Raw genomic sequence first — 14,458 nt, forward strand, 5'->3', positions numbered from 1 at the left:
CTATGCTGCTTCCGCTCGTCATTTTCTGCCCCCTGGCGGTCTCCATCATCCTGATGCTGACCGGGGGCAAGCTCCCGGCACGGGCGACGACACTTCTCGTCGGCGCCGGTATGGGGCTTTGCGCGCTCTTCGCCGTGATTTCGGCCTATAGCTTCCTCTCCGGTCCGGATTCCCTCGGTTCGCTGCACGTCGTGCTGTGGAACTGGATGAATGTCGGTTCCTTCAACGCCCAGATCGCGCTGACGCTCGACCGGCTCTCGCTGGTCATGATGCTTGTCGTCTCCTGCGTCGGCTTTCTCATTCTCGTCTATGCCTGCGCCTATATGTATGACGACGAGGATATCGCGCGCTTCTTCACCTATATGACGCTCTTCGTGGCCTCCATGCTGCTGCTGGTCCTGGCTTCGGACCTTCTGGGCGTCTTCATCGGGTGGGAAGGCGTGGGGCTGTGCTCCTATCTGCTCATCGGCTTCTGGTATGGCGAGCAGGCTAATGCCATCGCGGCGCGCAAGGCCTTTGTGGTCACGCGTGTAGGTGATGCCCTGTTCCTGCTTGGCATGCTGCTGATGGCAACCGCCGTTGGCTCGCTCGACATCCCGACCCTGCTCGCGCTCGGCCCGCATGCCGCGCCGCGCACGCTCACGCTTGGCATGTTCCTGCTGCTGGGTGGCGCCATGGCCAAATCGGCCCAGGTGCCGCTTCAGACCTGGCTGCCTGACGCCATGGCTGGCCCGACACCGGTTTCGGCGCTCATTCACGCTGCCACCATGGTGACGGCGGGCGTGTACCTTCTGGCGCGTCTGCATGGTCTGTTTGTGCTCACGCCGCTGGCGATGTTTGCCTGCGCCATCGTGGGTTTCGTGACCATTCTGCTCGCTGCGGGTAGTGCTCTGGTACAGACGGACATCAAGCGTATCCTCGCCTATTCCACCATGAGTCAGCTCGGTTACATGTATCTGGCGCTCGGTTGCGGTGCCTGGCATGCAGCCATGTTCCATCTCGTCACCCACGCATTCTTCAAGGCACTCCTCTTCATGGCGGCAGGATCGATCATTCTGCGCGTCCATCACGAGCAGGACATCTTCAAGTTGGGTGGGCTGCGCAAGGACATGCCCTGGGTGTTTGCCGCGTTCCTTGCCGGTTCGGCTGCTCTGGCTGGTCTGCCGCTGATCACGGCCGGTTATTTCTCGAAAGAACTCATCCTTGGCAGCGCGTATGATCTGAGCCCGATCTTTTGGGCCGGTGCGCTTTTCGGTGCCTTCCTGACCTCGATCTATATCTTCCGCTGCGTGTTCATCGTGTTCTGGGGCGGTCATCGTACCCATGCTCACGGCAAGTCAGGTCTGGCGATGGCCCTGCCCATGGCGATCCTGTCGGTTCTGGCCATCGGTGGCGGCTGGATGGAAATGCCGGACGCCATCGCCAACGTGCATATCTTCTCCAACCTTCTCTCCCCTGTGCTCGGGGCCCTGCCCGAAGAGCACAATACCAGCCTGCTCATTCTCGGCTCTCTCGTGCCGATTGCCGGCGTGACCATTGCCTGGACGCTGTGGCGTCCCAAGGGCGAGGCACCGGTTGCAGCCCAAAGCCCCGCCATTTCGACGCTCCGCGCCGATTGGGGCTTCGACACGCTGTATGACTGGGTTTTCGTGCGGCCGTTCATGGTGCTTGCCCACCTGAACCGTCGCGATTTCATCGATCGTTTCTATGATCTGGTTGCAGCCCTGACCCAGGGCAGCGGATACGCTGTTGCGAAGCTGCAAAGCGGCCAGGTGCGTCGCTATGCCGGCTGGATCGCAGCAGGAACGGTTGCAGCTCTTTGTCTGGCGGTATGATGATGTTGGCACTTCCCGCTCTCGTTCTTATCCCGTTTATCGGGGGCCTCGCCGCCTGGCTCGTCGGGCTGCGTGGCGCTTCACGGGCTGCCTGGGCCTCGTCGCTCATCACCCTCGTTCTCATGGTGGTCCTGCTCGCGCAGGTCACCATCAGCAGCCTTGCCGCCGGGGCAGGCACGGGGGGATGGTTCGGCCATTTCTCCATGGCCTGGGTCCCGATGCTGGGTATCAATGTCCGTTTTGACATCGACGGCCTGAGCCTGGTCATGCTGTGGCTCAACGCGCTCATCTCCCTGCCTTGCGCTCTTCTGAGCGCGCGCAACGTGGCTGATCGCGCCGGATTGTTTCACTGCCTGCTTCTTGCAACGGTGGCCGGGATCAATGGCGTCTTTATGGCGACCGATCTGTTCCTGTTCTTCTTCTTCTGGGAACTGATGCTTCTGCCGCTCTTCGGGATCATCCTGATCTGGGGCGATGCGGGCCGCCAGCGCGCCGCGCTGAAGTTCTTCCTGTTCACGCAAGGTAGCGGTCTCCTGATGCTGTTGGCCATTCTCGGCCTCGTCATCGTCAATGCGCAGCGCACCGGGGTGATCACCTTCGATTACTTCGCCCTGTCGCAGACGGCTCTGATCGCTCCGATCGCGCCCGTGCTGATGCTCGGCTTCTTCATCGCCTTTGCGGTCAAGCTGCCGATGGTACCCTTCCATGCCTGGCTGCCTGACACCTATGCCGCATCGCCCGCCGCTGCGAGCATTCTCCTTTCAGGTGTGCTGGCCAAGACGGGTGGTTACGGTCTGATCCGCTTCGTGGTCATGCTCTTCCCTGGTGCGTCGGCGCATCTGGCACCCATCGCCATGACGCTTGGCGTGGTGGGTATTCTGTACTGTGCGTGGCTTGCAGTGGCGCAGGACGATATCAAACGCCTGATTGCCTATTCCTCCATCAGCCATCTCGGCTTTATCCTGCTGGGTGTGTTCTCGGGCACGCGCATCGGCATGGAGGGCGCGATCGCCCAGATGGTGGCCCATGGTCTGAGCACCGGCGCCCTCTTCGTGATCGCCGGGCTTCTGGAAGAGCGTCTCGGTACGCGTGACATGTCCAAGATGGGCGGGCTGTGGCCTGCCATGCCGCAATTCTCGGCGCTCGCCATGTTCTTTGCCGCTGCTTCGCTTGGCCTTCCCGGTCTGGGCAACTTTGTCGGTGAGTTCCTGGTGTTGATGGGAACGTGGCAGGTCAGCCATACCATGACGTTCTTTGCAGCGGCTGGTCTGGTTCTTTCCTCGGTCTATTCGCTCACCATGATGCTGCGTGTCTTCTACGGTCCGAAAAAGACCGATGCGGTGGCACCGCTTGGTGCGCCTTCGGTTCCGCATCTGGCCGTTCTCGGTGTGGCAGCCCTTCTTCTCCTTGCGCTTGGCGTCTATCCGCAGCCGGTTCTGAACCTCTCGGCACCGGCCAGCCCCCATGTCGTGAGCATCGCTCAGGAGCAGGCCCAGTAATGTCTTTCTCGTTCCTCCCCAATGCGGTGCTGGTGTTGTGCCTTGGTAGCCTGGTGCAACTCGCAGCCATCTCCTGGCGGCGTCATGTGGCACGCGACGCCATTCTGTGCGTGATCGTGCTGTTGGCGGCTCTCGCCTCCATCATGATGCCGACCTTCCTGATCATGACCGGCACCACCCCGCTTTTTGCGCCGGACACCTGGGCGTCCTTCTCAGGCGCACTGATTATCCTGTCGGTTCTGGCCATCGTTCTCATGTCGCGCCACGGCGCGATCAGCGCCGATCCGAGCGTGAACAGCGAATATTTCCTGCTGCTCACACTGGGCACGCTGGGTGCGGTAGCCATGACAGGCGCCGTCCATTTCGTGTCGTTCTTCCTCGGTCTGGAAACGCTCAGCCTGTCGCTTCTGGGTCTGATTGCCTTCCGCAACCAGCGCCTTGATGCGGGCGAAGCAGCGATGAAATATCTGCTGCTTTCCGGCGTGGCCTCGGCCGCCATGGTGTTCGGCTTTGCGCTGATTTATGCCGAGACGGGCGCGCTGCGTTTCGCCGCTCCGGATCTGAGCCATGCCCCGGAGCCGATCATCGGCGTCATGGGGGTCATCCTGATCCTGACTGGCATGTTCTTCAAGCTCTCTGCCGTGCCGTTCCATCTCTGGCTGGCGGACGTTCTTGAAGGCACATCCGTGCCGGTGGCGGCACTCGTGGCTGTCACTTCCAAGATTGCCCTCTTCGCTGCCATGCTGCGCTATTTCTCGTCGGTCAATCTCTATGTGCCCAGCGCTCAGGTGAACGAAATCCTGATCGTTGCGGTGCTGAGCATGTTGGGTGGTAACCTGATGGCGGTGGTGCAGACCGATCTGCGCCGCTTGTTGGCGGGATCGTCCATCGCCCATGTTGGGTATCTGCTGGTGGCGTTCCTCTCACCCGGACCGTTCGGTGTGGCTTCGGCAGCATTTTATCTTGCTGCCTATGCCATCTCGACGCTCGGCGTATTCGCCATCATGAACGGCGTGCTGCCGCAGGGCACAGACATCCGCGAGTGGCACGGCCTCTTCCGTCGCAAGCCTGCTGCGGCTCTGGCCATGTCGGTGATGCTGATCTCGCTTGCCGGTATCCCGCCTGCCGTCGGCTTCTTCGCGAAGTTCTATGTCGCGGCGGCCGGTGTATCGGCTCATCAGACGCTCCTGCTTCTGGTGCTCATCCTGAGCAGCACCATCGGCCTGTTCTATTATCTGCGCCTGATCCTGATCATGGTGACCCCTGCGCCTGCCGACCGCGAGACGCGCGCCGAACTGACGGCGCCTACGCCGGTCAACGCTGCGCTGATCACGGTTCTCGCCTGCGCCACCATTCTGCTGGGCATCTGCCCGAGCACCCTGGTGCAGCGCAGCCAGGGCCTTGTCGTGGCTCCGACCTTGCCGGTAGCGGCTCCGGCCCAGCTTCCCTGAGCCAATTCGGGTTCATGGGTCTCAGAAAGCTGCATGTCGCAAGGCATGCAGCTTTTTTTGTGAGCGCGAACGGGCTTTGAGCGCTATCAGGCAGTGATGAGCCCCGACGTGATGAGAAGAGGCTGGTGCCCGAGCCTTCATGCCCCCATGCAGACGCATGATGGGTGGCTTGTGCGCGTCACCCCCGATCTTGAGGGGCTCGGTCCGGAACAACTCGCTTTTCTGGCCAAGTATGCAGCGCGTTTCGGCAACGGACGCATGACGCTCACGTCGCGCGGTAACCTGCAACTGCGCGGCCTCGATGAGGTGAGTGCGCGGGATTTCCCCCAGCTCGCTGCTGCACGGGGCCTTGGCCTGGCGGATCCAGAGGCGGAATCCCGAAGGCGTATTCTCTTCGTGTCCCCCCTCGCTGGGAAAGATTCCAGTTGCGCGCCCGAGACGCTCCCCCTGGCGCGTGCGCTCGAGGCGGCGCTGATATCGTTTCCCCCTCTGTGGCGTCCGCCCGAAAAGTTCTCCCTTGCTGTCGATGGGGGCGGCCATGTTCCGGTAGGCGCGCTGCGGGCAGATATCGCTCTGCGCCATGATCGCGGGACGTGGAGGTTGTGCCATGGCCCGTCTTCCGACCTCCTTCAGCCGCATGAACTTATCGGCGCGACTGTGGCGCTTCTGAAGCGTCTGACAGCGCGCATAGGGATGCCGCGTGCCCTCCATTTGGCGCCGCCATTCATGGCGGAGGTGCCGCCTCTGATGGGGCAGTTTCTGCCCGGTTGCCATGGCGTGAAAGCGGTATTGGGCGAGGTGAGTGCCGCAAGCTGTGCTGGCATGGCGCGCGCCGGAATCAGTGCGCGCCTCACACCCTGGCGTGGGCTCATACTGGATCAACCGTTCGAGGCCCCGGACCTCATGCATGACCCTGCCGATCCGCGTCGTCTGGCGGAGGCCTGCGCCGGGCAGGGAGGCTGTGCGCGGGGCCAGGCACTGACGCAGCGCGATGCCCTGTCTCTCGTTCCCGACCTCGGGGGAAGAACCCTCCATGTTTCGGGCTGTGCCAAGGGCTGCGCCGTACGCGATACGCGTGATGTGACGCTCGTGGCGCAGAAGGACGGGTATGATCTCATATGGTACGGCACGACCGCAGACAGACCGGTAGAGTCTGGTCTTGGCGTCGAGGACGTGCGAAGGCGTCTGCGTCAGAGCCGACACGAAGGAAGGACACCGCCATGACCGAGGCGCATTACGAGTATAGTCGCGATGGCGCGGCAATTTATGCGCAGTCCTTCGCCACGATCAGGGCCGAGGCCGATCTTTCGGGGTTCTCCGCCGAGGAAGCGCGTGTGGCAGTGCGGGTGATCCATGCCTGCGGTATGGTGGAAGTAACGCGCCATTTGGCTTTTGCCCCCGGATTTGTTTCCGCAGCCCGAACGGCGCTCCTGAATGGCAAGCCGATCCTCTGCGACTCCGAGATGGTTGCCCATGGTGTGACACGCGCACGCCTGCCTGCGGACAACCAGGTCATCTGCACCTTGCGTGACAGGCGCACACCCGAGGTGGCGCAGTTCATCGGCAATACGCGCTCGGCTGCGGCAGTCGATCTCTGGGGCGCCGATCTCGATGGTGCGCTTGTGGCGATCGGCAACGCTCCGACGGCGCTGTTTCGCCTGCTTGAATTGATGGCGCGCGGCGGTGTGCGCCCCGCTGCGATCATCGGCATGCCGGTCGGCTTCGTGGGTGCCGCTGAGTCGAAGGAGGCGCTGGCGGCGCTCGATACCATCCCGTGGGCGATCGTGCGCGGCAGGCTGGGCGGCAGTGCCATGGCGGCTGCCTGTGTGAATGCGTTGGCCAGCGAGAAAGAATGAGCGGTATCTGCCAGATTCTGGGAATGGGTCCGGGCGATCCGGAGCTCCTGACCCTAAAGGCCGTGCGTCTGCTTGCCGGTGCTGACTGCGTGGCGTGGTTCGCCGCCTGTGGGCGCCCCGGCCATGCGCGGGTAATCGCAGGCGCGCATGTGCCCGATCACGCCGAGGAATTGCGGTTCGACTATCCCTTCACGACCGGAGTGTCCGTAGAGGACCCGCGTTACCTGATCGAGATGGCGGCATTTTATGATGACTGTGCCGCCCGCCTCGCCAGGGAGCTTGAAAGAGGGCGGCGTATTGCCCTGCTTTGTGAGGGTGACCCGTTCCTGTACGGTTCGGCGATGTATCTTTTCGACCGGCTGAGCCCGCATTTCCGTTGCGAGATCGTGCCGGGTATTACTGGTATGAGCGGATGCTGGTCGGCGGCATCGCTCCCCATGGTGCACGGCGATGACGTGCTGAGCGTGCTGCCTGCGACCATGGATGAGGAAAGCCTTGTCACATGGCTGTGCAAGGGGGATGCGCATGTGATCATGAAGATCGGGCGTAATCTGGACAAGGTACGCGCTGCGCTGGCCAGGAGCGGGCGTGAAAGCAAGGCGATCTATGTGGAGCGGGGCACGCAATCGGGCCAGCTCTGCCTGCCGCTTGAACGCGCGCCTGAGAAAGCCCCCTATTTCTCGATGGTGCTCGTCCCCGGCAGGGCGCGCGCGCGGTGAGTGGCATTCTGTTCATCGTCGGGCTCGGGCCGGGTGCGCCTGGACAGATCACCGATGACGCGCGTGATGCGCTGTCCCAGGCGAGCGATCTCCTTGGCTACGGGCTGTATGTGACGCGGGCGCGGGCGTTAGGGGCCTCGCCACAGGCAGTCTCCCATGAAACCGATAATCGCGAGGAACTGGACCGGGCCCGTCACGCGCTCGATCTCGCTGCGCAGGGGCGGTGCCCGGTTGTCGTATCCGGTGGGGATGCAGGCGTGTTCGGCATGGCGAGCGCCGTGTTCGAGGCTGTCGCAGAAGGACCTGTCTCGTGGCGTGGGCTCGATATCAGGGTTATCCCCGGCGTGACGGCGGTGCTCGCGGTGTCAGCTCGGCTGGGTGCGCCCTTGGGGGGAGATTTCTGCGTGATCTCGCTTTCCGATAATCTGAAACCCTGGGAGGTCGTGGCGCGGCGGCTTTCTTTCGCAGCTCAGGCCGGGCTGGTGATTGCGCTTTACAACCCCCGCTCCCTGGCCCGCCCGGACCAGCTCGACAAGGCGTTCGATGTGTTGCGCGATGTGCTGCCGGCTGAGACGCCGGTCGTCTTCGCACGTGCCATCGGACGTGAGAACGAGCATGTGCTCGGCGTTCCCCTGTCTGAAGCGCGGGGCGAGGCGGCTGATATGAGCACGCTCGTGCTTGTCGGGTGCGCCCAGACGCGGCTGATCGAGCGTCCGGGCCTGAATCCGTGGCTCTATACGCTGCGTCGCATACCCTGAATCCAGGCAAGGACTTCCTCCACACTGGTGCATTCGTTGGCTGGAGGCAGAAGGGGGCGGTCGACCATCACCACTTCGATGCCGAGTTGCCTGGCGGCTTCCAGCTTGGGGGCGGTCGCGTCAGAGCCAGCATTTTTTGTCACGAGACAATCGATCTCGTGATGACGCAATAGGGTGATCTCTTCATCGAGTGCGAAAGGCCCGCGTGCGAGAATGACCAGACTTCGTCGGGGCAAGGGAAGGGGCGGTCTTTCGATGCTCCGGACGACGTAAAAATGGGGCGTATCGATGAAGGGATCCAGATCCTTGCGACCCGTCGTCAGGAAGACTCGGCGCGGTGTCTCCCCCAGAGCTTTGGGCACCTCAGCGATCGCCGCGACATGAGTCCAGTGTGCGCCCGTTCCGGGACGCCAGGCCGGTCTGATGAGACGCAGGAGGGGCAAGGCGCAAAGCGCGCAGGCTTCTACCGCATGCCGGCTCATCTGCGCGGCGAAAGGATGGGTTGCGTCGATGACAAGATCGATCGCAGCGTCGCGCAGGGTGCGCGCGAGGCCGGCAATGCCGCCAAATCCGCCGATGCGGGTCTCGACAGGCACAGGCAATGCCGAGATTGTGACCCCGGCGAGTGAAAAAATGATATGATGCAGCCCTCGGGACTCGAGCGCCTCGCAAAGAAGCCGCGCTTCCGTGGTTCCTCCAAGGATCAGGATTTTCATCTCTTGCTTTCTCCCCTCTCCCCGACAGGCGCATCACCGTGGCTGACACTGGTCGGTCTTGGCGAAGACGGGTTTGCGGCGCTTTCCCGGTCAGCGCAACGGGCAATCGCTGAAGCGGATCTGGTCATGGGGGGCAGGCGGCATCTCGCGTTGATCGAGGGGCATAACACGGGGGCTCTCATTCCGTGGTCTACTCCCTATGCGCAGTCCCTGGACAGGATCGAGGCGCATCGGGGTAGGAGGATCGTGGTTCTCGCTTCGGGAGACCCGTTCTGCTTCGGTATCGGCAGCCTGATCATGCAGCGTTTCGGACGTGAGGCGCTTGATGTTCTGCCGGGACGATCCTGCTTTACCCTTGCTTGCGCGCGGCTGGGTTGGAGCGGGCAGAATACCGGCTACGCTTCCTTGTGCGGTCGCCCACTGGCGCGCCTCGTGCCGTTGATCCAGCCGGGGGCTCGCCTGATGATCCTGAGTGCCGATGAAACGACCCCCGGTCTGCTGGCCGAGTGGCTTGTTGCCCGTGGGTGCGGCGGCAGTATCCTGCACGTGCTCGAGGCCCTGGGAGGCCCGCATGAGCGCATGCGCTCTCTGACAGCCAGTGATCCTGTTCCCCCTGATATCGCACGGCTCAACATGGTGGCGCTGGAGATCGTGGCGGAGAGCAGTGCGACTTTGCTGCCTCTGACCAGCGGATTGCCTGACTATCTCTTCGAGCATGACGGCCAGATGACCAAGCAAGAGGTCCGGGCCGTCACCCTGGCCGCGCTTGCTCCGCATCCAGGAGAGACCTTGTGGGATATGGGGGCAGGGTCGGGATCGATCGGTATCGAATGGATGCTGCGCCACCCCTCAAACCGCTGCATCGCGATCGAGCGCGATGCAGGGCGCGCAGCACGTATCCTGCGCAATGCCGAGGCGCTGGGCGTGCCCGAGCTTCACGTGGAACAGCGTGCATTGCCTGTCGATCTCTCGGATCTGCCCCGGCCCGACGCCGTTTTTATCGGTGGGGGTGTCGGGACTGCGGGGCTGCTCGATTCAGGCTGGAACGCTCTGGCGTCAGGCGGGCGTCTCGTGGCCAATGCGGTGACGCTTGAGGGCGAGCAGCGCCTCTTCCAGGCTTTTCAAGCATGGGGTGGTGCGCTATCGCGCATCGGCGTAGAGCGTCTAGGACCGATAGGAAATGTGTTTGGATTCAAACCGGCCATGACAGTGACCCAGTATCAGGCTGTCAAGACATGCTGATCGGAGGATTGGGCTGCAAGCTCGATGCCTCTCCCGAGGCCATGATTGCCGTGGTGCGTCAGGCGATTGCGGTCTGGGGTATGCCGCATAGCTTTGCGGTGCCGCCGTTCCGCCAGCATCACGCAGCGGTCGAGGCCGTTTCTGCCCTGTTTGGCCTGCCCGTCGAGATCGTAGATCTGATGGCGCTTGCCAAGGCACAGCCGCGCTGCCTGACGCATTCAGAGCGTGCGCGCATCACCATGGGATTTGGCTCCATCGCCGAGGGCTGCGCCCTTGCGGCACTCGGCCCGCAGGCACGTCTGTTGGGTGCACGCCTGGCTGGCGATGGCGTCACCTGCGCCTTCGCCATGCTCGGGGCGGAATGAGCCCGTGACGGTTCATTTCATCGGGGCGGGGCCGGGTGCCGCCGATCTCATGACCCTCCGAGGGCGTGATATCCTGGCCAGCGTCCCGGTCTGTTTGTATGCCGGGTCAATCGTGCCGAGAGAGATTCTTGGGTTCTGCGGGCCCGAGACGCATTTTGTGGATACGGCGCCGCTTTGCCTGGACGAGATCGAGACGCAGTTCCGTGAGGCCCATGAGCGCGGCCAGGATGTGGCCAGACTGCATTCAGGAGACTTGTCGCTTTACAGCGCGGTGGCCGAGCAGGTGGCGCGGCTGGAAAAGCTAGGAATACCCTACACCCTCACGCCGGGGGTGCCGGCCTATGCTGCGGCGGCCTCGATACTCGGTCGTGAGCTTACTGTGCCGGGCGTGGCGCAATCGCTGGTGCTGACGCGGCTCTCCGGGCGCGCCTCGGCCATGCCCGCGCGCGAAGCACTGGAGTCTTTCGCGGCGACGGGAGCCACTCTGGCGATACATCTTGCCATTCACCGTCTGGATGAGGTGGTGCGCCGCCTGCTGCCTCTTTACGGCGCTGATTGTCCGGCTGCAGTGATTGCCCGCGCGAGTTGGCCCGATGAACGCGTCGTGCAGGCACCCCTAGGTGCTATCGCATCAGCCCTGGCCGATGCGCCCGAAACGCGCACGGCACTCATCCTGGTGGGCAGGGCACTCGATCCCGTTCTCGTGCGCGAGAGCGCGCTTTATGATCCGAACTATCAGCGACGATATCGCGGGCGTGACGAGGCATTTCCCACGAGCAGTGTCTAAAACACGCGCAGCGGAAAGACCCAGGCGGTATCTTGGCGAGGCAGCTCTATTGTTCCGGATCCGGTGAGCCCAGCCTCACCCGTTTTGACAGGCCAAGGTAGACCGATACCTGTTTCCCAGCTGCGCGATCCGTTGGAGACATCAAGCGAGCGTGAGCCCCATGCCTGGCAGGGAACGTTTCATCGTACTGCGAGCACAGGGCAATGTCGCTGCCTGGAGAGGGGATCGTCGGCGTCAGGAAAGGGTTTTGGCCTTGGCGCGAGGGGAAGGGGAGAGCCCTTCGCGCGCCTCTTTCTGACGTGCTTCCTTCTGACGGGCGGCATTCTGCTTGTGCACCTGACGCTCCATCCATTTCTGAGCAGTCAGTTTCAGCTCCGGGTCAAGCAGGCGATAAAGCCGCAGCAGGTCATCTTCATCTGGGGTCAGAACCGCGGGAATATCTTCCTCGATCATGCCCGTCAGGAAGGCCTCCGTCGATACGCCGAACAATACCGCGAGCTTGGGAATATATTTTCGCAAACTACCGACGCGCCCTGTTTCCCAAAAAGCAACAGCCGAGCGTGATACCCCGAGCGCATCGGCAAGTTGTTGCTGACTAAGCCCCTGACTCTTGCGCAGCATTGCAATCCGGCGTGTCAGAGCAAAGCTTGGCGAGATTTCTCCCTTCTGGTCGATCGGCATATTTCTTGTTCTCTGTTCTTCAGGAGACGTGACTTTGTTCAATATAGCACTTGATCACCGCAGAGATCATCCCCCCGGATGTGTTTCGTCATCGAAATCGACCTCACCTTGTCGTAGCGTGAGCGCAAATTCAGCCTCGTATCCGGTTTCATGAGAAGTCTATGATGGTGAGTCAGGCCGCCTGAACAACGAGCGCCAGGCCGAGCCATCGCGGCGACTGTCAGGCGATTCATCTGGAATGGAAAGAATCGCTTTCCATTATTTCTATATAATCTGGACTCCCTGCTTCGTAAGGTCGTTGCTGCAAAGACCATCGACCCAGTTGGAGGCTCTTCTCATGATCGAACTACGTCCTTTCGCCTCTCTCGGCCATGCTGATCACGGCTGGCTCAAGGCCGCCCATCACTTCTCCTTCGCCGAATATCGTGATCCGTCCCGTATGGGGTGGGGGGCGCTGCGTGTCTGGAATGACGACGAGATCGCGCCCAATACCGGTTTTCCTGCTCACCCGCATCGCGACATGGAAATCATCACCTATGTCCGCACAGGGGCCATCTCGCACAAGGATTCCCTGGGCAATGAAGGCCGTACCGAGGCAGGTCAGGTTCAGGTCATGTCGGCCGGGACGGGTATCGTGCATAGCGAGGTCAATATCGAGCCGGTTACGACCACGCTGTTTCAGATCTGGATTCTCCCTGATCGGCGCGGTCACGCTCCGTCCTGGGGTACGCGCCCTTTCCCGGTCGAGGCACGGGATAACCGTCTGGTGACTCTCGCCTCTGGCGTGGAGGGCGACGAGGACGCCCTCAGGATCAATGCCACGGCACGGGTCAAGGCCGCTACGCTGCGCGCCGGAAGCGCTGTGCAGTGGGAACTCGCGCCTGGCTGGTCTGGCTATGTCGTCCTTGCCTCAGGCGCGGCTCGTCTGCGTGATCTGATGCTGCACAAGCGAGATGGCGCCGCCATACGCGACGAACGCACTCTCATCATCCATGCCGAGCAGGATTCCGAGATCGTCATCGTCGAGACGATTGGCTGAGAGTGCTTTCCTATACCCTACCCCCTAGGGTATAGGGGGTATATGAGCGCACCGAATCACAAGAAGATCACCCACCGCCTGAAACAGGCTCATGGTCATCTCGCGACCATTCTCGACATGATCGAGGCCGAGCGAAGCTGCGCTGATCTGGCGCAGCAGATCCAGGCGGTGGAAAACACGCTGCGCAATGCCAAGCGCAGCCTTATCCAGGATCATGTCGAGCATTGTATCGTCGAAGCGCTCGAGGATGGCGGGGTCAGTCGCGATTCTGCCATGCAGGAATTTGCCCGTCTCGTGAAATATCTCTGACAGGGACGGGGAATGGCGATGGGCTCTCCCTCAATGCGTTGCGCGATCCTGGCTTTGGCCTTTGGTGCGGGGTTTGGCTTTTCCTCGGCGCCGGTCAGGGCAGCCGAGCCCTGGCGTCATGATTATGTCCTGTCCGATGAAGCCCAACGCAACGAGCATGTCACGCTTGTTGCGTTGCGTCAGGGCAGGGTGTTTGCCCAGGTACAGGCCATGGCGCGCGTGGACGCCGATACGAGCCGGGTGATCGATATCCATTCTGCCGGATCGGGCAAGGTGACGGCGGTGCACGTGACGCCGGGCGAGCCCGTCATCCAGGGGCAGGCGCTCATTTCCTATACCGATCACTCCTTGCACGAATTGCAGCTGCAGCGTGAACAGGTCGAGGCAGCTCTGGCCTCGGCACGCGCGGGGGAAACCGAGGCTGACCTGCTCTACAAGCGTGGTCTGGCCCTCGCAGGGAGCGCCGTCTCGCGCGGCGAGCTTGAACGCCGCCGCATGGTGCTCGAGCAGCAGCGCGGTCTGGTGACGGCGCGCAAAGCTGATCTGGCGACGCTTGAGCATAGGCAGACGGAAGAATTCACCTCGGTGACCGAGCGGATCGTTCAGGATGAGGCTTCGGACCTCATCAGCCCCGTCAAGGGGGTGGTGCAGGCGGTCAGGACTTCAGTCGCGGCCGATATCAGCGCGGGTGATAATCTCGTGACGGTTGTTGATCTCTCGCGTCTATGGCTCGTCGCTGATCTCTCGCCGGAAGACGCATCCGGCCTCGCACCGGGGGGCGCGGCCGAATTCCGCCTTGCAGGGCAAAAATCCGGTGTCGTGCTGGCAGCCCGTATAAGCACGATTGCCGGTCTGGCAGACCCGGCAACCGGGCTTGTGCGTGTGGTTTGTGTGCTCGATCACCCGCCTGTCTCTCTTCGCCCCGGCATGATGCTCGATGCTGCTTTCCAGACCGGAGAGGGTACGCCCGGTCTCGTCGTGCCTGTCGGGGCACTACAGCAGATCAATGGCGAGGACGTGGTCTTTCTCCGCAAGGACCCTACGCACTTCACCCCAATCTCGGTGCAGATTCACGTCCAGGATGACGATCATGCCGCTATCAGCGGAGCGTTGAAGGGGGGACAGGTCGTTGTGGAGCAGGGGAGCTTTGCGCTCAAATCGATGGCGTTGCTTTCCTCAATGACGGCGGACTGACGCCGCC

Annotated in this window: 15 protein-coding genes; 13 read left to right on the forward strand and 2 right to left on the reverse strand. The window is 62.3% G+C overall.

What is annotated here, in order from left to right:
• The first annotated feature begins 2 nt into the window (after nucleotides 1-2).
• The 7 genes from nuoL to cobJ all read left to right on the forward strand — a co-directional run bounded on the left by nuoL (nucleotide 3) and on the right by cobJ (nucleotide 8,118).
• Entirely contained in the window at nucleotides 3-1,835 is a 1,833-nt protein-coding gene (nuoL, locus tag C0V97_RS06325) for an NADH-quinone oxidoreductase subunit L (protein ID WP_127101893.1), read from the forward strand.
• Nucleotides 1,832-3,334 carry an NADH-quinone oxidoreductase subunit M gene (locus tag C0V97_RS06330; RefSeq protein ID WP_336984976.1) on the forward strand — a complete coding sequence of 501 codons (1,503 nt, stop codon included), beginning with the start codon at nucleotides 1,832-1,834 and terminating at the stop codon, nucleotides 3,332-3,334. Before nuoL ends, C0V97_RS06330 begins: the two co-directional genes overlap by 4 nt.
• On the forward strand, nucleotides 3,334-4,785 hold the full coding sequence (locus C0V97_RS06335) for an NADH-quinone oxidoreductase subunit N (RefSeq protein ID WP_127101787.1): 1,452 nt from the start codon (nucleotides 3,334-3,336) through the stop codon (nucleotides 4,783-4,785). Before C0V97_RS06330 ends, C0V97_RS06335 begins: the two co-directional genes overlap by 1 nt.
• A gap of 111 nt (nucleotides 4,786-4,896) precedes the next feature.
• Nucleotides 4,897-6,009: a precorrin-3B synthase gene (locus tag C0V97_RS06340; RefSeq protein ID WP_158625357.1), complete on the forward strand. Its 1,113-nt coding sequence runs from the start codon at nucleotides 4,897-4,899 to the stop codon at nucleotides 6,007-6,009.
• Complete coding sequence (locus C0V97_RS06345) at nucleotides 6,006-6,641, forward strand: precorrin-8X methylmutase (protein WP_127101789.1); 636 nt, start codon at nucleotides 6,006-6,008, stop codon at nucleotides 6,639-6,641. The genes C0V97_RS06340 and C0V97_RS06345 overlap by 4 nt, the downstream gene beginning before the upstream one ends.
• Nucleotides 6,638-7,360, forward strand: a complete 723-nt coding sequence (locus tag C0V97_RS06350) for a precorrin-2 C(20)-methyltransferase (RefSeq protein WP_127101790.1) — start codon at nucleotides 6,638-6,640, stop codon at nucleotides 7,358-7,360. Before C0V97_RS06345 ends, C0V97_RS06350 begins: the two co-directional genes overlap by 4 nt.
• Complete coding sequence (cobJ, locus tag C0V97_RS06355; protein ID WP_127101791.1) at nucleotides 7,357-8,118, forward strand: precorrin-3B C(17)-methyltransferase; 762 nt, start codon at nucleotides 7,357-7,359, stop codon at nucleotides 8,116-8,118. Before C0V97_RS06350 ends, cobJ begins: the two co-directional genes overlap by 4 nt.
• Here the strand turns inward: cobJ and C0V97_RS06360 are convergent.
• Nucleotides 8,094-8,834: a cobalt-precorrin-6A reductase gene (locus tag C0V97_RS06360; protein ID WP_127101792.1), complete on the reverse strand. Its 741-nt coding sequence runs from the start codon at nucleotides 8,832-8,834 to the stop codon at nucleotides 8,094-8,096. The two genes, cobJ and C0V97_RS06360, sit on opposite strands and share 25 nt — an antisense overlap.
• A 3-nt stretch (nucleotides 8,835-8,837) precedes the next feature.
• Between C0V97_RS06360 and cbiE the strand changes: the two genes are divergently transcribed.
• The 3 genes from cbiE to cobM are packed head-to-tail and all read left to right on the forward strand — an operon-like array spanning nucleotide 8,838 to nucleotide 11,228.
• Nucleotides 8,838-10,076 carry a precorrin-6y C5,15-methyltransferase (decarboxylating) subunit CbiE gene (gene cbiE / locus C0V97_RS06365; RefSeq protein WP_233582009.1) on the forward strand — a complete coding sequence of 413 codons (1,239 nt, stop codon included), beginning with the start codon at nucleotides 8,838-8,840 and terminating at the stop codon, nucleotides 10,074-10,076.
• On the forward strand, nucleotides 10,070-10,441 hold the full coding sequence (locus C0V97_RS06370) for a cobalamin biosynthesis protein (RefSeq protein WP_158625358.1): 372 nt from the start codon (nucleotides 10,070-10,072) through the stop codon (nucleotides 10,439-10,441). The genes cbiE and C0V97_RS06370 overlap by 7 nt, the downstream gene beginning before the upstream one ends.
• Nucleotides 10,442-10,445: 4 nt before the next feature.
• Nucleotides 10,446-11,228: a precorrin-4 C(11)-methyltransferase gene (gene cobM / locus C0V97_RS06375; RefSeq protein WP_127101794.1), complete on the forward strand. Its 783-nt coding sequence runs from the start codon at nucleotides 10,446-10,448 to the stop codon at nucleotides 11,226-11,228.
• Nucleotides 11,229-11,462: 234 nt separating this feature from the next.
• Here cobM and C0V97_RS06380 read toward each other — a convergent pair whose 3' ends face one another.
• On the reverse strand, nucleotides 11,463-11,909 hold the full coding sequence (locus C0V97_RS06380) for a helix-turn-helix domain-containing protein (protein ID WP_127101795.1): 447 nt from the start codon (nucleotides 11,907-11,909) through the stop codon (nucleotides 11,463-11,465).
• A 337-nt stretch (nucleotides 11,910-12,246) separates the two neighbouring features.
• Between C0V97_RS06380 and C0V97_RS06385 the strand changes: the two genes are divergently transcribed.
• From C0V97_RS06385 to C0V97_RS06395, 3 genes are read left to right on the forward strand one after another with little or no spacing between them, the layout of a single operon-like run.
• On the forward strand, nucleotides 12,247-12,948 hold the full coding sequence (locus C0V97_RS06385) for a pirin-like bicupin family protein (protein WP_127101796.1): 702 nt from the start codon (nucleotides 12,247-12,249) through the stop codon (nucleotides 12,946-12,948).
• Between the two features lie 42 nt (nucleotides 12,949-12,990).
• On the forward strand, nucleotides 12,991-13,257 hold the full coding sequence (locus C0V97_RS06390) for a metal-sensing transcriptional repressor (RefSeq protein WP_127101797.1): 267 nt from the start codon (nucleotides 12,991-12,993) through the stop codon (nucleotides 13,255-13,257).
• Nucleotides 13,258-13,269: 12 nt separating this feature from the next.
• On the forward strand, nucleotides 13,270-14,451 hold the full coding sequence (locus tag C0V97_RS06395) for an efflux RND transporter periplasmic adaptor subunit (RefSeq protein WP_127101798.1): 1,182 nt from the start codon (nucleotides 13,270-13,272) through the stop codon (nucleotides 14,449-14,451).
• Nucleotides 14,452-14,458 lie beyond the last annotated feature (7 nt).

This window comes from Asaia sp. W19 (genome assembly GCF_003994335.1).
GTDB lineage: Bacteria > Pseudomonadota > Alphaproteobacteria > Acetobacterales > Acetobacteraceae > Asaia.